The organism is Streptomyces vinaceus, from assembly GCF_008704935.1.
In the GTDB taxonomy this organism is placed as follows: Bacteria; Actinomycetota; Actinomycetes; order Streptomycetales; family Streptomycetaceae; genus Streptomyces; species Streptomyces vinaceus.
This window is the reverse complement of record NZ_CP023692.1, coordinates 5,415,741-5,441,321: the sequence shown is the minus strand read 5'-3', so window position 1 is coordinate 5,441,321 and position 25,581 is coordinate 5,415,741. Positions and strand designations below refer to the sequence as shown.

Annotated in this window: 23 protein-coding genes; 11 read left to right on the top strand and 12 right to left on the bottom strand. The window is 72.6% G+C overall.

From position 1 onward, the window contains the following. Window position 1 precedes the first annotated feature (1 nt). On the top strand, window positions 2-742 hold the full coding sequence (locus CP980_RS24520) for an LON peptidase substrate-binding domain-containing protein (RefSeq protein WP_132755971.1): 741 nt from the start codon (window positions 2-4) through the stop codon (window positions 740-742). A gap of 13 nt (window positions 743-755) precedes the next feature. After that, a complete protein-coding gene (ybaK, locus tag CP980_RS24515) occupies window positions 756-1,247 on the top strand; it encodes a Cys-tRNA(Pro) deacylase (protein WP_150529095.1) in 492 nt (163 codons plus the stop codon). A 37-nt stretch (window positions 1,248-1,284) separates the two neighbouring features. On the opposite strand, the gene CP980_RS24510 is transcribed toward ybaK, so the two are convergent. The 4 genes from CP980_RS24510 to CP980_RS24495 all read right to left on the bottom strand — a co-directional run bounded on the left by CP980_RS24510 (window position 1,285) and on the right by CP980_RS24495 (window position 5,338). Next, window positions 1,285-1,965, bottom strand: a complete 681-nt coding sequence (locus CP980_RS24510; RefSeq protein ID WP_229907396.1) for a DUF2567 domain-containing protein — start codon at window positions 1,963-1,965, stop codon at window positions 1,285-1,287. A gap of 78 nt (window positions 1,966-2,043) precedes the next feature. Next, window positions 2,044-2,898 carry an ABC transporter permease gene (locus CP980_RS24505; protein WP_132755965.1) on the bottom strand — a complete coding sequence of 285 codons (855 nt, stop codon included), beginning with the start codon at window positions 2,896-2,898 and terminating at the stop codon, window positions 2,044-2,046. Then, complete coding sequence (locus CP980_RS24500) at window positions 2,895-3,932, bottom strand: ABC transporter ATP-binding protein (RefSeq protein WP_189999101.1); 1,038 nt, start codon at window positions 3,930-3,932, stop codon at window positions 2,895-2,897. Before CP980_RS24500 ends, CP980_RS24505 begins: the two co-directional genes overlap by 4 nt. 92 nt (window positions 3,933-4,024) lie before the next feature. Beyond that, a complete protein-coding gene (locus CP980_RS24495; protein WP_132755963.1) occupies window positions 4,025-5,338 on the bottom strand; it encodes an NYN domain-containing protein in 1,314 nt (437 codons plus the stop codon). Between the two features lie 223 nt (window positions 5,339-5,561). Here CP980_RS24495 and CP980_RS35240 point away from each other — a divergent pair, with 223 nt between their 5' ends. After that, the gene (locus CP980_RS35240; RefSeq protein WP_165937252.1) at window positions 5,562-5,729 is read left to right on the top strand and encodes a hypothetical protein; all 168 of its coding nucleotides are present in this window, start codon (window positions 5,562-5,564) and stop codon (window positions 5,727-5,729) included. Window positions 5,730-5,834: 105 nt separating this feature from the next. On the opposite strand, the gene dnaE is transcribed toward CP980_RS35240, so the two are convergent. Further along, a complete protein-coding gene (gene dnaE / locus CP980_RS24490) occupies window positions 5,835-9,377 on the bottom strand; it encodes a DNA polymerase III subunit alpha (RefSeq protein ID WP_150529093.1) in 3,543 nt (1,180 codons plus the stop codon). A 170-nt stretch (window positions 9,378-9,547) separates the two neighbouring features. On the opposite strand from dnaE, the gene CP980_RS24485 reads away from it, so the two are divergent. The 5 genes from CP980_RS24485 (at window position 9,548) to CP980_RS24465 (ending at window position 15,477) form a co-directional block, all read left to right on the top strand. Then, a complete protein-coding gene (locus tag CP980_RS24485) occupies window positions 9,548-10,873 on the top strand; it encodes a DUF2252 domain-containing protein (protein WP_132755959.1) in 1,326 nt (441 codons plus the stop codon). A 109-nt stretch (window positions 10,874-10,982) separates the two neighbouring features. After that, window positions 10,983-11,672, top strand: a complete 690-nt coding sequence (locus CP980_RS24480) for a hypothetical protein (RefSeq protein ID WP_150529092.1) — start codon at window positions 10,983-10,985, stop codon at window positions 11,670-11,672. A gap of 50 nt (window positions 11,673-11,722) precedes the next feature. Continuing rightward, on the top strand, window positions 11,723-12,517 hold the full coding sequence (locus CP980_RS24475) for a DsbA family protein (RefSeq protein ID WP_132755955.1): 795 nt from the start codon (window positions 11,723-11,725) through the stop codon (window positions 12,515-12,517). Window positions 12,518-12,625: 108 nt separating this feature from the next. Beyond that, on the top strand, window positions 12,626-14,299 hold the full coding sequence (locus tag CP980_RS24470) for an alkaline phosphatase D family protein (protein WP_150529091.1): 1,674 nt from the start codon (window positions 12,626-12,628) through the stop codon (window positions 14,297-14,299). 233 nt (window positions 14,300-14,532) lie between these two features. After that, the gene (locus CP980_RS24465) at window positions 14,533-15,477 is read left to right on the top strand and encodes a zinc metalloprotease (protein ID WP_132756143.1); all 945 of its coding nucleotides are present in this window, start codon (window positions 14,533-14,535) and stop codon (window positions 15,475-15,477) included. A gap of 72 nt (window positions 15,478-15,549) precedes the next feature. Here the strand turns inward: CP980_RS24465 and CP980_RS24460 are convergent, their stop codons facing one another. Continuing rightward, window positions 15,550-16,119, bottom strand: a complete 570-nt coding sequence (locus tag CP980_RS24460) for a dienelactone hydrolase family protein (RefSeq protein ID WP_150529090.1) — start codon at window positions 16,117-16,119, stop codon at window positions 15,550-15,552. 64 nt (window positions 16,120-16,183) lie between these two features. On the opposite strand from CP980_RS24460, the gene CP980_RS24455 reads away from it, so the two are divergent. Beyond that, a complete protein-coding gene (locus CP980_RS24455) occupies window positions 16,184-17,236 on the top strand; it encodes a mechanosensitive ion channel family protein (protein ID WP_150529089.1) in 1,053 nt (350 codons plus the stop codon). 37 nt (window positions 17,237-17,273) lie between these two features. Here the strand turns inward: CP980_RS24455 and CP980_RS24450 are convergent, their stop codons facing one another. Together CP980_RS24450 and CP980_RS24445 are read right to left on the bottom strand one after the other, a co-directional pair. Then, a complete protein-coding gene (locus CP980_RS24450) occupies window positions 17,274-18,677 on the bottom strand; it encodes a sensor histidine kinase (RefSeq protein WP_123514923.1) in 1,404 nt (467 codons plus the stop codon). Continuing rightward, complete coding sequence (locus tag CP980_RS24445; protein ID WP_099893160.1) at window positions 18,674-19,375, bottom strand: response regulator transcription factor; 702 nt, start codon at window positions 19,373-19,375, stop codon at window positions 18,674-18,676. Before CP980_RS24445 ends, CP980_RS24450 begins: the two co-directional genes overlap by 4 nt. 73 nt (window positions 19,376-19,448) lie before the next feature. On the opposite strand from CP980_RS24445, the gene CP980_RS24440 reads away from it, so the two are divergent. Together CP980_RS24440 and CP980_RS24435 are read left to right on the top strand one after the other, a co-directional pair. After that, window positions 19,449-20,633, top strand: coding sequence for a UDP-N-acetylglucosamine--N-acetylmuramyl-(pentapeptide) pyrophosphoryl-undecaprenol N-acetylglucosamine transferase (locus CP980_RS24440; protein WP_150529088.1), 1,185 nt, complete (start codon window positions 19,449-19,451; stop codon window positions 20,631-20,633). Next, window positions 20,630-21,670 carry an SDR family NAD(P)-dependent oxidoreductase gene (locus CP980_RS24435; protein ID WP_150529087.1) on the top strand — a complete coding sequence of 347 codons (1,041 nt, stop codon included), beginning with the start codon at window positions 20,630-20,632 and terminating at the stop codon, window positions 21,668-21,670. Before CP980_RS24440 ends, CP980_RS24435 begins: the two co-directional genes overlap by 4 nt. Before the next feature lie 28 nt (window positions 21,671-21,698). Here the strand turns inward: CP980_RS24435 and CP980_RS24430 are convergent, their stop codons facing one another. The 4 genes from CP980_RS24430 to lspA form a co-directional block, all read right to left on the bottom strand. Continuing rightward, complete coding sequence (locus CP980_RS24430; RefSeq protein ID WP_150529086.1) at window positions 21,699-23,291, bottom strand: Na+/H+ antiporter; 1,593 nt, start codon at window positions 23,289-23,291, stop codon at window positions 21,699-21,701. Window positions 23,292-23,458: 167 nt separating this feature from the next. Further along, window positions 23,459-23,929: a GNAT family N-acetyltransferase gene (locus CP980_RS24425; RefSeq protein WP_150529085.1), complete on the bottom strand. Its 471-nt coding sequence runs from the start codon at window positions 23,927-23,929 to the stop codon at window positions 23,459-23,461. Then, window positions 23,926-24,867: an RluA family pseudouridine synthase gene (locus CP980_RS24420; protein WP_132755937.1), complete on the bottom strand. Its 942-nt coding sequence runs from the start codon at window positions 24,865-24,867 to the stop codon at window positions 23,926-23,928. Before CP980_RS24420 ends, CP980_RS24425 begins: the two co-directional genes overlap by 4 nt. Window positions 24,868-24,920: 53 nt before the next feature. Next, window positions 24,921-25,481, bottom strand: a complete 561-nt coding sequence (gene lspA / locus CP980_RS24415) for a signal peptidase II (RefSeq protein ID WP_150529084.1) — start codon at window positions 25,479-25,481, stop codon at window positions 24,921-24,923. Between the last annotated feature and the right edge of the window lie 100 nt (window positions 25,482-25,581).

The window sequence follows — 25,581 nt, the reverse complement described above, 5'->3', positions numbered from 1 at the left end:
CGTGACCTCCGTTCGTCTGCCCCTCTTCCCGCTCAACTCGGTGCTGTTCCCGGGACTCGTCCTCCCGCTGAACGTGTTCGAGGAGCGTTATCGCGCCATGATGCGCGAGCTGCTGAAGACGGGCGACGAAGAGCCGCGCCGTTTCGCGGTCGTGGCGATCCGCGACGGCCGGGAGGTCGCGCCCACCGCCCCGGGCCTGCCGGACCAGACGGCGCTGCCCGAGCGGGGCCCGACGGCCGGCTTCGGCCCGGACCCCGTCCAGGCCTTCCACCGGGTGGGCTGCATCGCGGACGCGGCGACGATCCGGGAGCGGGAGGACGGCAGCTTCGAGGTGCTCGCCACCGGTACGGCGCGGGTGCGCCTGCTGTCGGTGGACGCCTCCGGCCCGTACCTGGTCGCGGAGCTGGAGGAGCTCCCGGAGGACGCGGGCGAGGGCGCGGGCGCGCTGGCGGAAGGGGTCCTGCGGGCCTTCCGGAACTACCAGAAGCGGCTGGCCGGCGCCCGGGAACGGTCCCTGACCTCGGCGGCGGACCTGCCGGACGAGCCCTCGGTGGTCTCGTACCTGGTGGCGGCCGCGGCCGTACTGGACATCCCGGCGAAGCAGCGGCTGCTCCAGGCGCCGGACACCGCGACGCGGCTCGCGGAGGAACTGAAGCTGCTGCGCGCGGAGACGGCCGTCATCCGCCACCTGCCGTCGCTGCCGGCGGTGGACCTGACGCGCGCGCCGACGAGCCCGAACTGATGGCGAAGGACTGATGGCGAAGAAGAAGGCCCCCGCGGGGACCCCGGCGATCGCGGCCCTCACCTCCGCCCGCGCGGAGTTCACTCTGCACGCGTACGAGCACGATCCGGCGCACCCCTCGTACGGCGAGGAGGCGGCCCAGGCCATGGGGGTCTCCCCGGACCGGGTCTTCAAGACGCTGGTCGCCGAGGTGGACGGCGTGCTGACGGTGGCGGTGGTCCCGGTGTCGGGCAGCCTGGACCTGAAGGCGCTCGCGACCGCCGTCTCCGGGAAGCGGGCGGCGATGGCCGACCCGGCGCTGGCGGAGCGCACGACGGGCTACGTACGGGGCGGCATCTCCCCGCTGGGCCAGCGCAAGCGGCTGCGCACGGTGGTGGACGAGTCGGCGGGCGCGCACGCCACGATCTGCGTCTCGGCGGGCCGCCGGGGCCTGGAGGTGGAACTCCCGCCCGCCACCCTGACGACGCTGACGGACGCGACCGTGGCGCCCATCGCCCGCGCGTGACCGCCGCGCGGGTCCCGCACGGCGCGGCCCCTGACGATCAGGCCCGCGGGGGCTCCGGCGCGGACGGGTCGTCCGACGGGGCCGGGGCGGGTGCCCCGTGGACGTGCGGCGGAGGGTAGACGGCCCAGGCGTCGCCGGCTTCCTCGGACGGGTCCTCGTCGGGCGGGGTCCACAGGGCCGTCAGGCCGAGGTGGACGGCCACGGCGACCATCGGCCAGACCAGCAGCACCCCCTGCGCCAGCAGCTGGAGCGGCGCGTCGAAGGCCACCCCCTTGCCCGCCTTCACGGCAGCGGCGGCCACGTCCGAGGACGGGCCCAGCCACAGCCCCGTGCGCCACCCCACCAGCGAGGCGAAGCAGGAGCCGATCGCCAGCCCGACGGCCAGCGGGACGCCGCCCCGGCGACGCCACAGGAACACGAGCACGGCGCTCAGTACGCCGAACCCCAGCGACAGCAGGAAGAACGTCCCGTCGGCCCCGATCCGGGCCTCGCTCTCGGAGTTCTTCAGGAAGACGGCCTCGCCGTTCGAGACGTACTGCGCCTTCGGCGCCAGCCACGCCCACAGCACTCCGAGCAGCACACCGGCCACCCCGATCACCAGGGCCACGGCGGCCCCGTCGCGGATGTCCGCGGGGGTGATGCCCCCGGCGGAGCCGCCCGGCTTGTCGGGCGGCAGCGGCGGTTCGTGCGGGGAGGGCGTGGTCACGGCTTCGGTCACCCCCACATCGTGCCAGGTGCCGACGGCGTCGACATCAGCAGGACCACCCGGGGGCGACGGGCCCCGGCGGCCGTCGGCTCAGCGGACGGCGGCCCGGCGGTACGCCCACGTGGCGACGGCCAGCGAGAGCACGCCCACCGCCGCGCACACCCCGAGGTCCAGCCCGACCGCCGCCCAGTCCGGATGCGGTGCGAACGTACGGGCGAAGGCCTCCACCCCGTACGTGGACGGCAGCAGGTCCCGCGCCCACACGATCGGGTCCGGCATCCGCTCCGGCGGCAGCACCCCCAGCAGCAGCGCCGCCGACATGCCGAGCTGCCCGGCCAGCGTGGCCAGCTCCTGCCGCGGCGCCAGCAGCCCGAGGGCCGCCCCCAGCCCGGCCAGCGCGGCCCCGGCCAGCGGCACCACGGCGGCCAGGATCCACAGCCCGCCCATCGGCAGCCCGAACAGCAGGCATCCGAACACGGCCGTCACCAGCGTGCCCGGCAGGGTGAAGGAGGCGTACGCGGCGGCCGCGCCCAGCACCACCGAGGCGGGCGGCACGGGCAGCGTGGCGTAGTGGTCCAGCCCGCCGCTGGCCCGCAGCTGCCCGAAGTACTGGGCGAGCAGGTTCAGCGCGACGAAGGCGACGACCAGGACGGAGGAGCCGGCGACGACGGCCCGGGCCTCCGAGCCCCCGTCCACCACCCCCCGCATCAGGACCATGATCCCGACGGACTGGAAGGTGGCCACGAAGAGCAGCGGGATCCGCGACACCCGGGCCCGGGACAGCTGCGCCCGGTACACGGCGGCCAGCGCGGGGAACAGCCGCGCCCGCGGGGCCAGGGGCGCCGCCGGGCGGGACACGGGGCTCGTCGCGGCGGCCGGGACCGGCGCCGGGACCGGCGCCGGGCCGATGGCCTGCGCCACCGCGCCCGGTGTGCGCTCGCTCATGACTTCACCAGCCCTTTCGTCTTGCCGCCGAGGGCGAGGTACACGTCCTCCAGGCTGGGGGTCGCCAGAGTGAAGTCGTCGAGGGCCGCGAAGGCCGGCCCGCCCGTGACCGCGGCCACCGCGGTCCGCGCCTCGTCCGGGGCCAGTCGCAGCGCCCAGCGGCGTCCGGAGACGACGGCGTCCTCGTGCAGCCGCGCCACCTCGGGCACCTCCAGCGGGGCGCTCTCGCGCCACACCAGCTCCAGCCGGACCTCTCCGGAGACCCGCGCCTTCAGCCCGGCCGGGGAATCGCAGGCGATGACCCGGCCCTGATCGATGACGGCGACCCGGTCCAGGACCGTCTCCGCCTCGATGACGTTGTGCGTGACCAGCAGGACGGTGGCCCCGTGCTGGGCGCGCCGCCGGTCCACGGCCGCCCACACGGCCCGCCGGGCGACCGGGTCCATGCCGGTGGTGGGCTCGTCGAGGACCAGTACGGGCCGCTCGCCCACCAGTGCGGCGGCGAAGCACGCCAGGCGCCGCTGCCCGCCGGAGAGCTTCTTCAGGGGCCGTCCGGCGATCCCGGTCAGCCCGAGCTCCTCCAGGACGGCGTCCCGTTCGGCGCGCGCCGTCGCCGCGTCGAGCCCGCGCAGCCGTCCCGTGGTCTCGGCGGCCAGGGCGACCGTGAGCTCGTCGAGGGCGGTGGACTCCTGACCGAGGTAGGAGAGCAGCCGGGCCGCCCGCTCGGGGTGGCGTACGAGGTCGTGGCCGAGCAGGGTCACGGAGCCGGAGTCGGGCCGCATGAGGCCGGTGAGCTGGCGGACCAGGGTGGACTTGCCGGCTCCGTTGGGGCCGAGCAGCCCGAAGATCTCGCCGCGCCGCACGTCCAGGCAGATCCCGTCGGTGGCCCGGGTCTCGGGCAGGGCGGGAGCTCCGCGCCGTCCCCGTACCGCGGGATACGTCTTGACCAGGTCACGCACCGCGCAGACCACGTCCGAGGCCGCGTCCGCGGCCGCTGCCGTGTTCGGTTGTGCTGCTGCTGTGCCCGTACTCACGAGGGAGCAGCCTACGCGGCTTTCGTCCGGCCCCCGCCGGGAGGTGCCGCCGGCGCCCTGTCCGGCGCCGCCGCCGGCCCCGCGCCCGCGCCCTACTCGGCCGCCTGCGGGGCCGGTCCGGCGGGTACGGCGGAGGGGGAGGCGGCGACGTGCTCGGCGGCCGCGCGGACGTCGATCTCCCGCCAGAACCCGGCGCGGATGGCGTAGCGGTCGTGCTCGTCGATCTGGTCGTCCTTGTGCGCGAGCAGCCCGAAGCGGGCCGCGTAGCGCAGCAGTTCCCCGTCGATGCGGTGCGGGATCCGCGGGTACATCGTGGCGAGTTTTTGCAGGTGGACGGTTTCCGGGAGGCGTTCCATCCAGCGCCGGGCGAAGACCTGGCCGACCTCGAAGGGGTCGCCGCCGACGGTGGTGATGTCCTCCTCCCGGTCCGCCCAGCGCTGCTCTGCGGAGGTGAGCTGGGCGAGGGTGGGCAGCGAGGCGGTCTCGGCGGGCTCGCCGAGCGGTCCGGCCCGGTCGATCCAGCCCTTGTCGGAGGACCAGCGCAGGGCGCTGCCGGCCGGGGGCTGGGCGCCGCCCGCGTGCCCGTGGCCGCCCGCGGGCCCGGACTGCTGGCCGGGGGCCCGCAGCGAGCCGGCGAGGTCCTTGGGCGTGGGTACGGTCTTGCCCCCGGCGGCGGGGGCGGGCACCGGGGCGCCGCCCCCCTCGGGCTCGGCGGGGGCGGGGGCCGCGGCGCCGTTGGTCCCGGCGCTGCGGGCGGCCTCGGCGAGGGCCGCCTCGGGCAGCGGGGCGGAGAGGATGGCGGCGATCTCGGGGCGGGGCGCGGGAGGCGGCGCGCACAGTCCGGCCAGGTCCTTGGCGCGGACGGCCCGGGTGATCCAGGCCCGGTCCAGGACGCGGCGTTCGTCGGCCTCGGCGACGAGGTCCTCGGACTGGTTGTAGTCGCCGTCGGCGGCCTGGACGGCCCACAGGTGGACGGCGACGCCGTGCTCCTTGGCGGACATCAGGCCGGGCAGCAGGTCCCCGTCGCCGGTGACGAGCACGACGTCGGAGCAGGCGCGGTTGCGGGCCAGCTCGGTGAGCTCGGCGTGCATGGCGGCGTCGACGCCCTTCTGCGCCCAGCGGCCGTCGCTGCGGGTCAGCGCGCCCAGTCGGACGGTGACGCGGGGCATGACGCGCAGCCGCCGGTGCTCGGGCTGGGGCACCCGGTCGGGCGCGCCGTCGAACCAGTAGATGCGCAGCAGGGGCTGCTCGGTGTCGGCCTCGGCGCGCTCGCGCAGGCCCTGGATGAGGGCGGCATGGTCGACGGTGATGCGGGAGCGGGAGGGCTCCCCGGCGAGAAGACTGGCGGCGGCGCCCAGCAGATAGCCGGCGTCCACCAGGACGACGCAGCGGTCCACGCGTACCACCCTCTTCCCTGGGGATTCCTCTGTGTGTGTCGCGGGTTCCCCGAGTCTGCCCGACCGCAAGGGTGTTGACGGCCGGAACTCGATCATCGGCGTGGCGGATCTCGTTCCCGACCCGGGAACGGGGCCGGCGACTACGCGGAGTAAAGATCCAAAATGCGCGGTTTGTGGCGCCGTGTGAGGGTGAAGGCGGTCCTGGCCCCTAGACCCTCACGGAGGCTCCACCATGGCCAAGAACAAGAACCGCCAGCACGAACAGAAGCAGCAGGCCCGCTCGTCCTCGCAGGATCCGTCGAAGAGCTCGTCGGAGTCCGTGTCCGAGCCCTCGGGCGGCGCTCCGAGTCCGATGGACATGGCCCGCAAGGGCAAGCAGAAGAAGTTCGGCCACAACTGACGCCTCCGCGAGCACCACGCACGAGGGCGCGCCCAGAGCTCTGGGCGCGCCCTTCTTCACGTACGGCGACGGCCGAGGGCCGTACGAGGACCCCGGCGGGAGGCGCTATCCGGCCAGGCAGGACGGTCCGAGGAGCACCTTGAGGTCGCCGAAGAGCGCGGGGTCGGGCTGGACCCGGTGCTTGTCGAGGCGCAGCACGGTGGTGGACCGGGGCCCCTGGAGCTTGATGCGGACCTCGGTGTTGCCCTTGTGGTGCCGCAGGATCTCGCCCAGGCGGGTGACCATCGGAGGAGTGACCTTGACCGTCGGGATGGTGAGGACGACGGGGGCGTTCGTCCCGGCCGAGGAGAGGTCGGGGACCATCATCTCCATGGCGACGAGCCGCGGGACGTCCTCGCGCTTGTCGAGGCGGCCCTTGACGAAGACGACGGTGTCCTCGACCAGCTGCGTGGAGACGAGCTGGTAGGTCGCGGGGAAGAACATGCACTCGATGGATCCGGCGAGGTCCTCGACGGTGGCGATGGCCCAGGCGTTGCCCTGCTTGGTCATCTTGCGCTGGAGGCCGGAGATGATGCCGCCGATGGTGACGACGGCGCCGTCGGAGTGCTCCCCGCCGGTCAGCTGGGAGATGCCGGCGTCCGTCTTGTCGGAGAGGACGTGCTCCAGGCCGAAGAGCGGGTGGTCGGAGACGTACAGGCCGAGCATCTCGCGCTCCTGCGCGAGCAGGTAGGACTTCTCCCACTCCACGTCGGAGAACTCGACGTCGAGCCCGAAGCCCGGCTCGTCGCTCGCGCCCTCGTCACCCATTCCGCCGAAGAGGTCGAACTGCCCCTCGGCCTCCTTGCGCTTGACCGCGACCACGTTGTCGATCATCGACTCGTGGTGGGCGACCAGGCCCTTGCGGGTGTGGCCCATCTCGTCGAAGGCGCCGGCCTTGATCAGCGACTCGACGGTGCGCTTGTTGCAGACGACGGCCTCGACCTTGTCCAGGAAGTCGGGGAACGAGGAGAACTTCCCCTTGGCCTTCCTGGTCTTGATGATCGACTCGACGACGTTCTGGCCGACGTTGCGCACGGCGGTGAGGCCGAAGAGGATCACGTCGTCGCCCTGGGCCGCGAAGTTCGGCTCGGACTCGTTGACGTTCGGCGGGAGCACCTTGATGCCCATGCGCCGGCACTCGTTCAGGTAGATCGCGGACTTGTCCTTGTCGTCCTTGACCGAGGTGAGCAGACCCGCCATGTACTCGGCCGGGTAGTTCGCCTTGAGGTAGGCGGTCCAGTAGGAGACCAGGCCGTACGCGGCCGAGTGCGCCTTGTTGAAGGCGTAGCCGGCGAAGGGGACCAGGACGTCCCACAGGGCCTGGATGGCCTGGTCGGTGTACCCGTTCTTGCGGGCGCCCTCCTGGAAGATGGTGAAGTTCTTCGCCAGTTCCTCGGGCTTCTTCTTGCCCATCACGCGGCGCAGGATGTCGGCCTCGCCGAGGGAGTACCCGGCGATGATCTGGGCGGCCTTCTGCACCTGCTCCTGGTAAACGATCAGGCCGTAGGTGACCGCGAGCACCTCTTCGAGGGGCTTCTCCAGATCCGGGTGGATCGGGGTGATCTCCTGCTGCTTGTTCTTGCGCAGGGCGTAGTTCGTGTGCGAGTTCATGCCCATCGGGCCCGGCCGGTACAGGGCCGAGACGGCGGAGATGTCCTCGAAGTTGTCGGGCTTCATCAGGCGCAGCAGGGAGCGCATGGGCCCGCCGTCGAACTGGAACACGCCGAGGGTGTCACCGCGGCCGAGCAGTTCGAAGGTCTTGGGGTCGTCGAGCGGCAGGGCCAGGAGATCGATGTCGATCCCCTTGTTGGCCTTCACCATCTTGACGGCGTCGTCCATGATCGTGAGGTTGCGCAGGCCCAGGAAGTCCATCTTCAGCAGGCCGAGCGACTCGCAGCTCGGGTAGTCCCACTGGGTGATGGTGACGCCGTCGGTGTGCCGCACCCAGACGGGCACGTGGTCGGTGATCGTCTCGCTGGACATGATCACGCCGGCGGCGTGCACGCCCATCTGGCGGACCAGGCCCTCCACACCGCGGGCGGTGTCGATGACCTTCTTCACGTCCGGCTCGTTCTCGTACATCGAGCGGATCTCGCCCGCTTCGCTGTAGCGGGGGTGGTTCGGGTCGAGGATGCCGGAGAGCGGGATGCCCTTGCCGAGGACGTCGGCGGGCATGGCCTTGGTGAGCCGGTCGCCCATGGCGTAGGGGTAGCCCAGCACGCGGGCCGAGTCCTTGATCGCGTTCTTGGCCTTGATGGTGCCGTAGGTGCCGATCATGGCGACCTTGTCGGCGCCGTACTTCTCGGTCACGTACCGGATCACCTCGACGCGCCTGCGCTCGTCGAAGTCGATGTCGACGTCGGGCATGGAGACGCGCTCGGGGTTCAGGAAGCGCTCGAAGATCAGACCGTGGGTGAGCGGGTCGAGGTCGGTGATGCCCATGGCGTACGCGACGATCGAGCCGGCCGCGGAGCCTCGGCCCGGCCCCACCGCGATGCCCTGGTTCTTGGCCCACATGATGAAGTCGGCGACCACGAGGAAGTAGCCGGGGAAGCCCATCGAGATGATCGTGTCCATCTCGTACTCGGCCTGCTTCATCCGGTCGTCCGGAATGCCTCCCGGGTAGCGGCGGTGCATGCCGCGCATGGTCTCCTCGCGGAACCAGCTGACCTCGGTGTGGCCCTCCGGGATGTCGAACTTCGGCATCAGGTTCCGGAACGTGAACATGCCCTCGGTGTCGATCTGGTCCGCGACCAGCTTCGTGTTGGCGCAGCCCTCCTGCCAGGCGTCCGAGGAGTCGATGGCGTACATCTCGTCGGTCGACTTCAGGTAGTAGCCGGTGCCGTCGAAGCGGAAGCGGTCCGGGTCGGAGAGGTTCTTGCCGGTCTGGATGCAGAGCAGGGCGTCGTGGGCGCCGGCCTCGCTCGCGTACGTGTAGTGGGAGTCGTTCGTGACCAGCGGCGGGATGCCGAGCTTCTTGCCGATCTCCAGCAGGCCGTCGCGGACCCGGCGCTCGATCTCGATGCCGTGGTCCATCAGCTCCAGGAAGTACCGGTCCTTGCCGAAGATGTCCTGGTACTCGGAGGCCGACTTCAGCGCCTCGTCGAACTGACCGAGGCGAAGGCGCGTCTGGAGCTCGCCGGAGGGGCAGCCGGTGGAGGCGATCAGGCCCTCCGACCACTTGCTGATGGTCTCCTTGTCCATGCGCGGCCACTTGGTCAGCCAGCCCTCGGCGTACGCGTCGGAGGAGAGCCGGAAGAGGTTGTGCAGGCCGGTGGCGTTCGCCGCCCAGATCGTCTTGTGGGTGTAGCCGCCGGAGCCGGACACGTCGTCGCGCTTCTGGTGGGGCTGGCCCCACTGGATGCGCCGCTTGTTGCGGCGGGACTCGGGGGCGACGTACGCCTCGATCCCGATGATCGGGGTGACCCCGGCCTTCTGGGCGGAATGGAAGAAGTCGTACGCACCGTGCAGGTTGCCGTGGTCGGACATGGCGATGTGCGTCATGCCCATCTCGTTGCACGCGTTGAACATGTCCTTCAGCCGCGCGGCACCGTCCAGCAGCGAGTACTGGGTGTGAACGTGCAGGTGCGTGAACGGCGGCTTGGTCACGGCGGGTGGCTCCTGACGGTGGGGGCGGCGGCAGCTATGAATCCTACGTCCCAGGAGTGACAGATCCCGGGCACGGACGGGTACGGTCGGGCGTTGCAGAACCAGGACGACCCACCCGGCGTCCAGTCGGTCAGAACCTGTACCACCCCGTGCACCAGGAGGCACCCGCCATGGCGGTCCCCGAGACGACGAACGAGCAGCGCGCCGAGCAGATACTCGATGTGTTCGACACCGCATTCGGTGAGCTGCTCGCCGCCGACCCCGCGGCCTTCCAGGTCAAATTCCGCAAGATGGCGGCCTCGGCCTTCGCCTTCTACCGCGGTACGGCCTGCCTCTTCTACGCCGACCTGGAGCGCGACCGCCACGGCGGGCCCTACCTGGACGAGCGGACCGGCCGGGTCTGGATCCACGGAGACCTGCACGCCGAGAACTTCGGCACGTACATGGACGCGAACGGCCGCCTGATCTTCAACGTCAACGATTTCGACGAGGCGTACGTCGGCCCCTTCACCTGGGACCTCAAGCGGTTCGCGGCCTCCGTCGCCCTGATCGGCTACACCAAGGCGCTCAGCGACGAGCAGATCAGCGAGCTGGTGCGGACCTACGCGGGCGCCTACCGGGAGCGGATCCACCGCCTGGCCACCGGCGCCAAAAACGAGGAGGTGCCCTCCTTCACCCTGGACACCGCCGAGGGCCCGCTGCTGGGCGCCCTGCGCTCGGCCCGCTCCCGCACCCGCTTCTCCCTGCTGGACTCGATGACCGAGATCCGCGACTTCGAGCGCCGCTTCGCCTCCGGCGGGGGTTCGATCGAGCTGGACGCGGCCACCCGCTACAAGGTGCTCGCCGCCTTCGACGGGTACCTGGAGACCCTGCCCGACGAGTCCCTGGTGCGGCCCGACTCCTACCGGGTCAAGGACGTGGTGGGCCGCCGCGGCGTCGGGATCGGATCGGCCGGCCTGCCCTCGTACAACATCCTGCTGGAGGGGCACAGCGACGCCCTGGAGAACGACGTCGTGATCTACCTCAAGCAGGCGCAGACCCCGGCCGTCTCCCGGCACATCACCGACCGCGCCGTGCGGGACTACTTCCGGCACGAGGGGCACCGTACGGTGATCTCCCAGCGCGCCCTGCAGGCCCACGCCGACCCGTGGCTGGGCTGGACCGAGCTGGACGGGTCCGGGCAGCTGGTGGCCGAGGTCTCCCCGTACGCGGTGGACCTGGACTGGTCGGACCTGGACGACCCGGAGGAGATCGCGGCCGTCGTCGCGGACCTGGGCCGGGCGACGGCGACCATGCACGCCTCGGCCGACGAGGCCGAGAGCGGGCACTCCCTGGTGCCGTTCTCCACCGAGCGGGCCATCGACGCGGCCATCGCCGCCGACGAGGAGGGCTTCGCGGAGCTGCTGGTCGACTTCGCGCACGCGTACGGGGCCCGGGCGCGCGCCGACCACCAGATCTTCGTGGACCTGTTCCGCAACGGCCGCATCACGCACTGACCGCATCATGCGGGGCCGTCCGCCGGGCGGGACGGGGAGGGGCATCAGGAACCGGCCGTTCCGGGACCTGGGACCCCTCTTCACAGGGTCTCGTGGCAGACTCGCGGCGATGGACATGTCGAGGGCGGGACTGAGAGGGCTGCGAGCCGCGCTGTTCAGCGCGCTCGTCGTGCTGCTCTCGGCCGGCTCGCACGTCCTGATGTCCCGCGTCCCGCTGCCCCCCGCCACCGTGGCCGGGGCCTTCGCCGGCGTGTTCCTGCTCACGTACGCGCTGGCCGGCCGCGAGCGGGGCTTCGGCCCCATCGCCGGACTGCTGGTCCCGCTGGAGCTGGCGGCCGACACGGTCTTCACCGCCGGGCAGCACGTCTGCTACGGACCGGCCGGCGGGCCCGTGGCCGGGCCGCTGCGGGCGCTCGGCCTCGACGAGCTGTGCGGCGGGCCGCCGCTGGGCGGGCCACTGGCCGAGGTGCCCGGCGCCGTCGCCGACCCGGTGGCCCTGCTGGCCTCGCCCGGACCCTGGACCCCGTGGCTGCTGCTCGGCGCCCACGTCTCGGTCGGGCTGCTCGCCGCGGCCTGGCTGCGGTACGGGGAGCGGGCGCTGGGGCAGTTGCTGCGCGCGGTGGCCGCCTTCGCGTTCCGGCCGCTGCTGCTGGCCGTGGCCTCGGTGGCCGCCTCTTCCGGTCCGGCGCGGCGGATGCCGCGCCCGGCCCGGGCGGGCGCGGGGGCCCGTACCCGCTTCCCCGCCCATTCCGTGGGACGCCGGGGACCTCCCGTACGCGGCGCGCTCGTCTGCGCCTGACCCCACGTACGCAGTCCCTTTCCCCCGAGCCACACCCCACGGAGATCACCATGAGTGCACGCAACAGCCAGGCCAACAAGGCGGCGGCCCGCGACCGGCTGCGCGCCGAGCGCGAGAAGCAGGCGAAGAAGGCCAAGGCGCGCCGCCAGGTGCTGGTGGCCGCCGGCGTCGTCGGCGTCCTCGCCCTGGCCGGCGGCGTCGGCTACCTGGTCGTCCAGGCCAACCAGCCGAGCGAGTGGGACAAGGCCGCCGACGCGACGCTGGTCGCCCCGAAGAACACCACGGGCGACAACGGCACCACGGTCGTCATAGGCAAGGCCGACGCCAAGAAGACCCTGGAGGTCTACGAGGACTCGCGCTGCCCGGTCTGCTCCCAGTTCGAGCAGGCCGTGGGCCCGCAGATCAAGAAGGACGTAGACGCCGGCAAGTACAAGATCCAGTACATCGGCGCCACCTTCCTCGACAAGGGCTTCGGCGGCACCGGCGCGAAGAACGCGCTGAGCGCGCTGGGCGCGGCGCTGAACGTCAGCCCCGAGGCGTTCCTGGAGTACAAGACCGCCCTGTACTCCAAGGAGAACCACCCGGAGGAGCGCGACGACAAGTTCGGCAAGGACGACTACCTGCTGAAGATCGCGGACCAGGTGCCGGCGCTCAAGGGCAACGCCGAGTTCAAGAAGGCCGTCGAGGACGGCACGTACAACCGCTGGGCGATCGAGATGTCGAAGGTCTTCGACAAGAGCGGTATGACGGGCACCCCGTCGCTGAAGATGGACGGCAAGAAGATCGACGTCAAGATGACCCCGGAGGAGTTCACGGCCGCGGTCGACAAGGCCATCGCGGGCTGATCGGCCGAACCGGGGAACACCGGACACGGGAACGGGCGGGCGAACTCCGAGAGTTCGCCCGCCCGTTGCCTTCCGAGGGGTGTACCAGCGGCTTTACCCGTCAGTAATATGCCGGCCGTGACCAGTCATCTCCCCTCCCCCATCGCGGCAACTCCGCGCCGCCGCACGGTGGTCAAGGCCGCCGCGGCCACCGCCGCCCTCGCGCCCTTCGCGACGGCCGCCCTGGCCGCCTCCCCCGCGTCGGCGGCCTCGAACGGGCCCGCCTTCCTGCACGGCGTCGCCTCCGGCGACCCGCTGCCCGACGGGATCCTGCTGTGGACCCGCGTCACCCCGACCCCGGAGGCCGCACCCGGCTCCGGCGCCGGCCCGGCCACCCCGGTGGACTGGGAGGTCGCCGAGGACAAGGCCTTCTCCCGGATCGTGGCGAGCGGCTCCGTCACCGCGAGCGCCGCCACCGACCACACGGTCAAGGCGGACGTGCGCGGACTGCGGCCGCAGACCCCGTACTTCTACCGGTTCACGGCCGGCGGCTCCGTCTCCCCGGTCGGGCGCACCCTGACCGCCCCGGGCCACGACGCGAGCACCCCCGGGGTCCGCTTCGGCGTGGTCTCCTGCGCCAACTGGGAGGCCGGCTGGTTCTCCGCCTACCGCCACCTGGCCGCCCGCAGCGACCTGCACGCGATCCTGCACCTCGGCGACTACATCTACGAGTACGCGAACGGGGTCTACCCCGAGGCGAAGTACGGCGTGCGCGCGCACGAGCCGAAGCACGAGATCCTCACCCTCGCCGACTACCGGACCCGGCACGGCGCGTACAAGACCGACGCCGACCTCCAGGCGATGCACGCCGCGCACGCGATCGTGGCGATATGGGACGACCACGAGTTCGCCAACGACGCCTGGTCGGGAGGGGCGGAGAACCACACCCCGGGAGCCGAGGGCGACTGGTCGGCCCGCGCGGCCGCCGCCAAGCAGGCGTACTTCGAGTGGATGCCGGTCCGCACCTCGACCGCCGGCACCGTCTACCGGCGGCTGCGCTTCGGCAGCCTCGCCGACCTGCACCTGCTGGACCTGCGCACCTTCCGCTCCCAGCAGGCCAAGGTGGGCAGCGGCGCGGTCGACGACCCGGAGCGCACCATCACCGGGCGCGCCCAGCTGGACTGGCTCAAGTCGGGCCTCGCGAGCTCGAACGCGACCTGGAAGCTGGTCGGGACCTCGGTGATGATCTCGCCGGTGGCCTTCGGCTCGCTGCCCGCACACCTGCTGGCGCCGCTGACGAAGCTGCTGGGCCTGCCCGAGGGCGGACTCGCGGTCAACGTGGACCAGTGGGACGGCTACACGGACGACCGCAAGGAGCTGCTGAACCACCTCAAGGACCAGAAGATCAAGAACACGGTCTTCCTCACCGGCGACATCCACATGGCGTGGGCGAACGAGGTCCCGATGAACATGGCGACGTACCCGGGCTCGGGCACGGCGGCCACGGAGTTCGTGGTGACCTCGGTGACCTCCGACAACATCGACGACCTCCTGCACGTGCCGGCGGACACCGCCTCGCTCGTAGCGGAGGCCGCGGTCAAGGCCGCCAACTGGCACGTGAAGTGGCTGGACATGGACGCACACGGCTACGGGGTGCTGGACGTGACGGCCGAGCGCTCGCAGATGGACTACTACGTGGTGTCCGACAAGCGGAATCCGGCCGCCACCACCGCGTGGACGCGTTCGTACCGCACGGCGAACGGCACCCAGAAGGTGGAGCGGTCGTACCAGCCGGTGGGCTGAGGCTTTATTGACGGTCCGTCAATTCTGTTGTCCGAAGGGGCGTCTGGTGCAGACCGGGCGCCCCTTCGGCATCAGAAGCAACAAATCTTTTACGCAAAGGGCTTGCTCAGTGCATGACATGGACACATAAGCTTCGCGCCAGCGTGAGGAAATCCCTCACCCCCCACCACGCTTCGCGAGGAGTCAACGTGCGCGCTTCCGCCCGCATATCCCCCATGCTCCGCCGCCGCCTCATGGGTACGGCCGTTCTGGCCGGAACCCTGGCGTTCGCCCCGCTCACGGCCCCCACCACCGTGGCCGCGGCGCCCAAGACCGGCGCCGAGGCCTGTGCCGACGCCGGCACCGCCTCCGCCAACGCCCGCGTCGCCCGCCCGAAGGACCAGCACGCGGCCGACCCCAACGAGGTGACGGACGCGCAGGTCAAGGCCATGGACGCCGACCTGGCCAAGAAGAACGCCGAGCTCGGCCCGCAGCGCCAGATGCGCGCCGCCGAGGTCACTGCCGCGACGACCGTCCCGGTGTACGTCCACGTCATCACGTCCGGCTCCGCCGGCAAGCTGACCGCCACGGACGTCAACAACCAGATCGCGGTCCTCAACGCCGCCTACAGCGGCAAGGGCACGGGCAACGTCGACTCCGGCTACCAGTTCTCGCTGGTGTCCACCGACTACACCGACAACGCCGCCTGGTACAACGTCTCGGACGGCACCCAGGCCGAGAAGGACATGAAGAACGCCCTGCGCAAGGGCGGCGCCAACGCGCTCAACCTGTACACCGCCAACCTCGGCGGCGGCCTCCTCGGCTGGGCGACCTTCCCGAGCTCCTACGCCTCGCAGCCCAAGATGGACGGCGTCGTCATCCTCAACACCTCGCTGCCGGGCGGCTCCGCCGCCAACTACAACGAGGGCGACACCGCCACCCACGAGGTCGGCCACTGGATGGGCCTTTACCACACCTTCCAGGGCGGCTGCTCGGGCAGCGGCGACTCCGTCTCCGACACCCCGGCCGAGAAGAGCGCCGCCTTCGAGTGCCCGACCGGCCGTGACAGCTGCACCACCAAGGCGGGCGTCGACCCGATCCACAACTTCATGGACTACACGTACGACTCGTGCATGTACCAGTTCACCGCGGGCCAGGTGTCCCGCATGAAGAGCATGTGGAGCGCGTACCGCGGCTAGTCACCACGTGACGTGAAACGGTGAGGGGCGGGGCACGCACTGCGCGCCCCGCCCCTCACCCCTCTCCGGCCTCTACAGGCTGTCGAGGAAGCCGATGGCGGCCTTCCAGGTCCGCTCCGCGGCCTCGGCGTCGTAGTCGTCGAGGTCCGGGTCCGTGAACAGGTGCCCGGCGCCCGGGTAGCGGTGCACCTCCACGTCCGCGCCCGCCCGCCGCATCCGCAGGTACCAGGCCGTCAGCCAGTCGTGCGTCTCGAACGGGTCGGGATCCGCGATGTGCAGCTGCACCGGCAGCTCGTCCACCGCCGCGTCCTCGTCCAGGTCCGCCGTCCCGTGCAGGAGCAGCAGCCCGCGCGCCTTCTCGTCCGCGAGGGCCAGGTGCTGGGCGACGGAGCCGCCGAAGGAGAAGCCCGCGTAGACCAGGCCCTGGTCGGAGTAGGGGGCGGAGGCCAGCACCGCACGCTTGAGCAGCTCGTCACGGCCGATCTCGTCCCGGTGTGCCATGCCCTCCTCGACGGTCTCGAAGGTGCGCCCCTCGAAGAGGTCCGGCACCTGGACCTGGTGACCGGCCGCGCGCAGCCGGTCGGCCGCCGCGTGCACCGCGGGCCGCAGCCCGTACGTCGAATGGAAAAGCACGATGTTCATGCCCCCATCGTGCCATTCGCCGAATGCCGCGGGTCGGAGCCGCGTTCCGGTTACGTTGACCCGCATGGACACGGACACCGTTCTGCGCCCGATCGCCGTCGTCGGCGGGGCCCTGGTCGTCACGCTGCTCGCCGGATGGCTGCTGGACCTGGTGCTGCGCCGGACCGGAGCCCGCCACGGCGAGACCACGCTGTGGGCACGCCTGCGCCACTGCCGCCTGCCCTTCCAACTGGTCCTGTGCACGACACTGCTGTACGGGGCCCACCGGCGGATGGGGATTCCGCGGGACTACGTCTTCGCCGTCGGCCGCGCGCTGACCCTCGTGCTGATCGGCTCGGCGGCGTGGCTGCTGGTGCGGATCGCCACGGCGGTCGTGGACTCCTCCTACGCCCGCTACGCCGCCCAGCACCCCGACGACGCGCGGGTGCGGCGGGTGCGCACCCAGGTCACGCTGATCCACCGGGTGGTCACGGCGGTCGTCGTCGTGGTCGCGGTGGCCGCGATGCTCCTCACCTTCCCGCCGATGCGGGCCGTGGGCGCCTCGATGCTGGCCTCGGCGGGCGTGCTCGGCATCGTGGCGGGCATCGCGGCCCAGTCCTCCCTGGGCAACCTGTTCGCCGGACTGCAGATCGCCTTCGGCGACACGGTGCGGATCGGGGACACCGTGGTCGTGGACGAGGAGTGGGGGACGGTCGAGGAGATCACCCTCACCTTCCTGGTCGTCCGCACCTGGGACGAACGGCGGATCACCATGCCCGTGTCGTATTTCACAGGCAAGCCGTACGAGAACTGGTCGCGCGGCGGCGCGCAGATGACCGGAACGGTCTTCTGGCACCTGGACCACAGCGCACCGCTGGACCTCATGCGGGAGCAGCTCCAGGCGATCTTGGAGGACGTCCCGGAGTGGGACGGCCGCACCGGGACCCTCGCGGTCACGGACACGACCCCGCACACGATCCAGGTCCGGGCGGTGGTCACGGCGAAGGACGCCACGGACATCTGGACGGTCCGCTGCCAGGTCCGCGAACGCCTGATCAGCTGGCTGCTGGCCCATCACCCGTACGCCCTCCCGCGCATCGCCACCTCCGCGGCGGACCCCCGCCCGGGCACGCCCTGACGGCAGCGGGCCGCGGGCCGCGGCCCACGGGCCCGGTTCAGAACGTCAGCCGGAACAGGGCGCCCCCGCCCGGGGCGGCCTCCGCCACCAGCTCCGCCGCGTGCGCCCGGGCGATCTGCCGTGCCATCGCCAGGCCCAGCCCCGAGCCCGGCAGGGCCCGCGCCGCCCCCGCCCGGTAGAAGCGGTCGAAGACGTACGGCAGGTCCTCGGCCGCGATGCCCGGGCCGTGGTCCCGTACCGTCAGCTCGGCGCCGCCCCCGGCCCTCGCCACCAGCTCCACCTCCACCGGAGCGCCCGCCGGGCTGAACTTCGCCGCGTTGTCGAGCAGGTTCGACACGAGTCGCGTCAGCCTCGCCGGCACCCCCGGCACCACCACCTCGGCCACCCGGACGTGCACGGGGACCGCCGGCCGGTGCGCCCGGGCCGCCTCCGCGCAGTGCTCCACCAGCGGGGCCAGCCGCACCTGTTCCACCAGCGGCTGCGGCTCCTCGTCCCGGGCCAGCTCGATCAGGTCGTTCACCAGCCCCGTCACCTCGCGCAGCTGCCGCCCCAGTGCCAGCGAGGCCCGCTCGCGCTGCTCCGGCGTCAGCCGCTCCCCCCGCGCCAGCAGCTCCGCGTTCGTCCGCAGCGCCGTCAGCGGGGTCCGCAGCTCGTGCGAGGCGTCCGCCACCAGCCGCCGCTGCGCCGTCACCGACTGCTCCAGCTCGCCCAGCATGGTGTTGAAGCTCCCGGCCAGCCGTGTGATCTCGTCCTCCCGGGCCGGCGAGCCCGGGGGCCCCGGCGGCGGCAGTTCGATCCGGTGCCGGGGATCGCGCGTCGCCGCGATCCGCTCGGCGGTGGCCGTCAGCCGGGTCACCGGGGCCAGGCCGGTCCGCGACACCCAGTACCCGAGCCCGGCCGCCACCACCACGCCCCCCGCGCCGATCAGCGCCAGCCACCACGCCGCCTCCTCGATCCCGTCCTCGACGGTGTCGGCCCGCAGCGCCACCTGGAGCGCCCGCCCCTTCGCGTAGTCGGTGGTGAGCATCCGCGTCGGGTGCCCGGCGTGCACGATGTCCGTGTAGAACGGCGCGTGCCGCCCCGCCGCCACCGCCCGCGTCGTGGCGTCCACCGGCAGCAGGTACGGCGCGGCCGGGTCCTTCGCCGGATCAGCCGGCACCACCTCCGCGCAGGCGGGCGCCGCCAGGAACCGGCACTCCCCCGCCAGGGTGTCCGGCCCGGAGTCGGGATTGCGCTGCGCCGCGAGCCGCGCGGACTGGGTCAGACTCAGGTTCAGCTGCTCGTACAGGGCGCCGCGTACGACGAAGAACGCGGCGGTGCACACCCCGACCGCGACCAGCGCCACCGCCGCGGTGACCGCCAGCGCCAGCCGGGTCCGCAGCGGCCGGCGTCTGCGCCAGGGCGCCCCGAGCCGGCGCCGGCCGCGCCCGCCGCCGCTCACGCCGGTCCCAGCCGGTACCCGACCCCGTGGACGGTGTGCACCAGCCGCGGCTCGCCCCCGGCCTCCAGCTTCCGCCGCAGGTAGCCCACGTACACCGCGAGGGAATTGGAGTCCGGTCCGAAGTCCCGCCCCCACACCAGCTCCAGGATCAGCTCCCGCGGCAGCACCTGCCCGGGGTGGCGCAGCAGCAGCTCCAGCAGCGCCGCCTCGGTCCGGCTGAACTCCAGGGGCCTCCCGCCCCGCCTTCCGGTCCGCGTCCCGGGATCGAGTACGAGGTCCGCGAAGCCCAGCGGGCCCGCACCGGCCGGATCGGGCGCGGCCCGCCGCAGCAGGGCGCGGACCCGGGCCACCAGCTCGTCCAGCGCGAACGGCTTGACCAGGTAGTCGTCGGCGCCCGCCTCCAGGCCGTCGACCCGCTCGCTCACCGAGTCCAGCGCGGTCAGCACGAGTACGGGCGTGCGGTCGCCCAGCGCGCGCAGCTGCCGGCAGACCCCGAGCCCGTCCAGTACGGGCATCATCACGTCGAGCACCACCGCGTCTGGCTGCCAGCCGGCCACCTCCGACAGCGCGGCCAGCCCGTCGCCGGCCCCCCGTACCTCGTACCCCTCGACGGCCAGCCCGTCCTGGACGGCGGCCCGCACCTCGGGCTCGTCGTCCACGACCAGGATCCGCTGCGCGCCACCCGTGCCACTGTTCATGGGGCAAAGCCTGCCAAACAGTTCTGAGAGAACCTCTTAGAACGTTCTTAGGGCGCACCGGGAGGCTGCGCCCATGACCACACGACGCACCTCTCTCCGGCCCCTGTCCGTGGTGATCGGCGCGGGCGGCACCGGCGGCCACATCTACCCGGGGCTCGCCCTCGCCGAGGCACTGCGCGCGGCCGTCCCGGATGCCGTCGTCTCGTTCGTCGGGACCGAGCGGGGCCTGGAGACCGAGCTGATCCCGGGCGCCGGGTACCGCCTGCACACCGTCGACATGATCCCGTTCGACCCCTCGCTCGGCGCGAAGCGCTATCTGCTCCCCGCCGCGCTCCTGCGCTCGGCCGGGCAGGCCCGCTCGGTGATCCGGGCCCAGGGCGCGCACGCCGTCGTCGGCATGGGCGGCTACCCGAGCGCGCCGGCCGTGCTGGGCGCCCGGATGGCCGGGCTGCCCGCGCTCATCCACGAGTCCAACGCGGTGCCGGGCCGCGCCAACCAGTTCGCGGCCCGGCTCACCCCGCACATCGCGGTGGCCTTCGACCGCAGCCGGTCCCATCTGGCGGGCGGGGCGCGGGCGCTGACCACCGGCATGCCGATATCGGCGGCGCTGGCCCGGCTGGCCTGCCTGTCCCGTCCCGAGCGGGCGGCCCTGCGCGCCGGTGCCCGGCGGGCCCTGCACGTCCCCGACGGCCGCCGTCTGGTCGTCTTCAACGGCGGCAGCCTGGGCGCGGTCCGCCTGACCGGGGCCGCGGTCGGGCTGGCCGGGCTCTGGCAGGGGCGCGACGACGTACAGCTGCTGATCAAGACGGGCCCGAAGGCGCTGGCGGACACCGCCGCCGATCTCGCCGCCTGCGGCGGGCAGCGGATCGCCCGGGCCGTGCCGTACCTGGACCGGATGGACCTCGTGTACGCGGCCGCCGACCTGGTGGTGTGCCGGGCCGGCTCCGCGGCGGTGGCCGAGCTGGCCGCGACCGGGGTCCCGGCCGTGCTCGTCCCCTACCCGCACGCCCCCGGCGACCACCAGACCCACAACGCCCGGGTCCTCGTCGACGCGGGGGCGGGGCTGCTGCTGCCCGACGCCGCGACCACCGCCGACCAACTGGCGGTGCTGCTCGGCCCGCTGCTGGCCGACCCGGCCCGGCTGGCCGCCATGGCCGGCGCCGCCGACCCCGGCCCGCACGCCCGGGCCGCCGAACTGCTGGCCGCGGAGGTCCTCCGCGTGGCCGGCCTCCCCCTTCCCGCCTTGGAGCGCGCATGAACACCGACACGAACACGGACACGAACACGGACACGAACACCGTGAACCCCTGGACCGGCCGCACCGTCCTCGTCACCGGAGCCGAGGGGTTCATCGGATCCACCCTGGTGGACCTGCTGGTGGCGCGGGGCGCCCGGGTGCGCGCCTTCGTCCACTACAAGCCGTACGCCGAGAAGGGCCACCTGGCCCGCTACCTGGCCGACCCCGGCGGGCCGGTGGAGATGTGGGCCGGCGACGTCCGCGACGCGGGCCGGGTCAGCGACGCGGTCGAGGGCTGCGACACCGTGTTCCACCTGGCCGCGCTGATCGGGATCCCGTACAGCTACGCCTCGCCGGGCGCCTACGTCCAGACGAACGTGACCGGTACGCAGAACATGGCGGAGGCCTGCCGCCGGCACGGGGTGCGCCGCCTGGTGCACACGTCCACCAGCGAGGTGTACGGCACCGCGCTGACCGCGCCGATCTCGGAATCGCACCCGCTCCAGCCGCAGTCCCCGTACTCGGCGTCGAAGATCGGCGCCGACATGATGGCGCTGTCGTTCCACCACGCGTTCGCGCTGCCGGTGACGGTGGTGCGGCCGTTCAACACGTACGGGCCCCGCCAGTCGGCGCGTGCCGTGATCCCGACGATCCTGGCGCAGCTGCACGCGGGCGCGCGGGAGGTCCGGCTGGGCTCGCTCTCCCCGACCCGGGACTTCACGTACGTGACGGACACGGCGGAGGGCTTCCTCGCGGTCGCCGAATGCGACCGGGCGCTGGGCGGGGTGGTCAACCTCGGTACGGGTGAGGAGATCTCGATCGGCGATCTGGCGCAGGCGCTGATCGCCGCGTCGGGCCGGGACGCGGAGGTGGTGGTGGACGCGTCCCGCCTGCGCCCGGCGGGCAGTGAGGTCCAGCGCCTCCTGTCGGACAACTCCCGCGCCAGGCAGTGGGCGGGCTGGAAGCCGCAGGTCTCCCTCGCGGAGGGCCTGATCCGCACCTCCGCGTGGATCGCGGAGAACCTGGACCTCTTCGCCCCGTCGCGCTACCAGGTCTGACGCCAGGGCCGGACCTCGACCGACCGCTCTAGCTGCTGCGGAGGCTGCGGACGTCCAGGTGGCGCAGGACCCGGTCCACGATCTCCGGGTCCGCGCCCGGCTCGCTGCGCGCGGCCAGTACCTCGTGCCGCGCGGCCGACATCATCTCCCGCTGGATCCGCTGGACGTCGCGGATCCGCTCGACCCGCTTCGCGTACGCCTCCCGCCGCTCCTCGTCCACCATGTCGGGGCTGATCCTGGCCCCCACGTCGTACGCCCGCCGGTACAGCATCTCCACCAGGTCCTCCGGCAGGTCCTCCACCTCCTCGATCTCCTTCAGCCTGCGCTTCGCGGCCTTCGCCGCGCGGACCGCGAGCTTGCGCTCCGTCTCCCGCTCGGCGTCCTCGTCGGCCTCCACGCCCAGCAGCCGCACCAGGCGGGGCAGCGTCAGCCCCTGGCAGAGCAGCGTCACCATGATGACGGCGAAGGCGATGAAGATGATCTCGTCCCGCGCCGGGAACGGCGCCCCGCCGTCCACCTTCAGCGGGATGGCCAGCGCCAGCGCCACCGAGGCCACTCCGCGCATCCCGGCCCACCACATGACCACGCTCTCCCGCCAGCTCAGCGGGATCTCCTCGTCGTAGTCGCGCCGCGTGTGCAGCCGTTTGGCCAGCCAGCCGGCCGGCAGCAGCCACAGCAGCCGTACGCCGACCACGACCGCGATCACGGCGGCCGCCCACCCCGCCATCTCCCCGGCGCGGCCCGCCGCGACGCCGAACACGTTGTGCAGTTCCAGCCCGATCAGACCGAACGCCACGCCCGTGACCAGCATGTCCACGACCTCCCAGAAGGTGTGCCCGGCGAGCCGACCGAGCACGTCGTCCGCGTCGGAGGCGTACTCGGCGAGGAACAGGGCCGTGGTCAGCACCGCCAGCACCCCGGAGCCCCGGAGCTCCTCGGCCAGCACGTACGCGACGAACGGCACGAGCAGCGTCAGCCCGATCTGGAGCGTGGCGTCGCCGAGCCGGCCCATGAGCGCGTTGGTGACCCAGCCCAGCCCGAGCCCGACGGCGACGGCGACCACGGCGGAGAGCACGAACTCCCCCAGCGCGTCCGGCCAGGAGAAGGTGCCGCTGACGGTGGCGGCGATGGCCACGTGGTAGAGCACGATCGCGGTGACGTCGTTGAACAGGCCCTCGCCCTCCAGGATCGACACCATGCGGCGCGGCAGCCCGAGCGCTCCGGCGACGGCCGTCGCCGCGACGGGGTCGGGCGGGGCCACGAGCGCGCCGAGCGCGACCGCGGCGGCGATCGGCAGGCCCGGGACGACGGCGTTGGCGACGGCGGCGACCGCGGCGGTCGTGACGAACACGAGGGCCACGGCGAGCAGGAGGATGGGCCGGACGTTGGCGGCGAACTGCCGCCAGGAAGTGCGCTGCGCCGAGGCGTAGAGCAGCGGGGGCAGGACGAGCGGCAGGATGTACTCGGGTGGGACGTCGACGTTCGGCACGACCGGCACCAGCGCGAGCGCCACCCCGCCGATGGTCATCAGTACGGGCGCGGGCAGCCCGAGCCGGTCCCCGAGCGGCACGCTGACCACGGCCCCGAGCAGCAGTACGAAAAGCAGAGCAAGCTGATCCACTCCCCCACCCTGCCCCACCGCCGGCCAGGGATGACCCTGCCCCGACGTGGCCTCCCCCACCTGGCGGCTCCGCCGCCACCGCCGGGCGCGGGCTCCGGACCCGGGATGCCACGCGGCTCTCGCTGCGCCTGCGCCCCAGGTCCCCGCCCGCTCCCCGCCCGGCGGGGCTACGGCAGGGTGCGCCGCATCGCGCGGTGCGCGATGCCCGCGTCCTCGAACTCGGGGCCGTACGCCTCGTACCCCAGCGCCTCGTAGAAGCCGAGCGCGTGCGTCTGCGCGCCCAGGTCCACGGCCGACAGGCCGAGCCGGACCGCCTCCGCCTCGATCGCCCGTACCAGCGCCACCCCGACGCCCAGACCGCGCGCGGACTTGCGCACGGCCAGCCGTCCCAGGGAGCCGACCGTCAGGTCGCCGCCGGTCTTGCCCAGCGCCTCCGGCCCGTGCAGCAGCCGGCCGGTGCCCAGGGGCTCCCCGTCCGGCGCCACGGCCAGCACGTGCACCGCGACGGCGTCGTACGCGTCGTACTCGATCGACTCGGGCACGGACTGCTCGACGACGAACACCTCGGTCCGCACCGCGAAACAGGCCTTCAGCTCCTCTTCCGAGGCGACGACCCGGACCTCGACCGGCGAGGTCACTCGCTCTCCGCCCGGATCACGTCCAGCGCGTGCTGGAGGTCGGCCGGGTAGGTGCTCTCGAACTCGACCCACTGGCCGTCCGCCGGGTGCTCGAACCCGAGCCGCACCGCGTGCAGCCACTGCCGGGTCAGGCCCAGCCGCTTCGCCACCGTCGGGTCGGCGCCGTAGGTGAGGTCGCCGACGCACGGGTGCCGGTGCGCGGACATGTGCACGCGGATCTGGTGCGTACGCCCGGTCTCCAGCTTGATGTCGAGCAGCGAGGCGGCTCGGAAGGCCTCGATCAGGTCGTAGTGGGTGACGGAGGGCTTGCCCTCCTGGGTCACGGCCCACTTGTAGTCCGCGCTGGGGTGGCGGCCGATCGGCGCGTCGATCGTGCCGCTCATCGGGTCCGGGTGGCCCTGGACGAGCGCGTGGTAGCGCTTGTCGACGACCCGCTCGCGGAACTGGTTCTTCAGCGAGGTGTACGCGCGCTCCGACTTGGCCACGGCCATCAGGCCGGACGTGCCGACGTCGAGGCGGTGCACGATGCCCTGGCGCTCGGACGCGCCGGAGGTGGAGATCCGGTAGCCGGCGGCGGCGAGCCCGCCGATGACGGTGGTGCCGGTCCAGCCGGGGCTCGGGTGGGCGGCGACGCCCACCGGCTTCATGATCACGACGATGTCGTCGTCGTCGTGGACGATCTCCATGCCCGGAACCGGCTCGGCGACGAGCTCGACCGGCCGCGGCGGCGCGGGCATCTCGACTTCGAGCCAGGCGCCGCCGTGCACGCGCTCGGACTTCCCGACGACGCTGCCGTCGACCGACACCTTCCCCGCGGCGGCGAGCTCGGCCGCCTTCGTCCGGGAAAAACCGAACATACGGGCGATGGCGGCGTCCACGCGCTCGCCTTCGAGGCCATCGGGAACGGGCAGGGTGCGGATCTCGGGAATCGTACTCACCTGTCGAGTATGCAGGACTCGACGAGGCACCCGTCCCGCGATCAGTCCTTCGGTCAGTCCTTGTGGACGGTGCCGTCCGGGTCCAGGCCCCTGAAGGACAGCAGCACGATCAGGATGCCGCCGCACACGATCGCCGAGTCCGCGAGGTTGAAGACGGCGAAGTGGGCGGGTGCGATGAAGTCGACCACGGCCCCCCGGAACACCCCCGGCGAACGGAAGATCCGGTCGGTGAGGTTGCCCAGCGCGCCGCCCAGCAGCAGGCCCAGCGCGATCGCCCACGGCAGGCTGTAGAGCTTCCGGGCCAGCCGCACGATCACGATGATCACGGTGGCCGCGATGCAGGTGAAGATGATGGTGAAGGCCTCGCCGAAGCCGAACGCGGCGCCCGGATTGCGGATCGCCTCGAACTTCAGCAGGTCGCCGACGATCCGGATCGGCGGCTGGTGCTCCAGCTTCGCCACGACCAGCATCTTGCTGCCGAAGTCGAGCAGGTAGGCGAGCAGCGCGACCACGAGCAGCGCGACGATCCGCCGACGCCCCCTGGGCGCGGCGGACTCCGGCTGGGCGTCGTCCCCGACCTCCGGCGTACCGATGATGCTCTCCGCCTCTGCCACGTGAGTCCTTCGACTAGCTCGAACCAGGCCGCTCCTGACGAGACACGAGGGTACGTCAGGGTCCGCCCGCGGCGGCAGCCCGGTCCGAGCCTCTGCACCG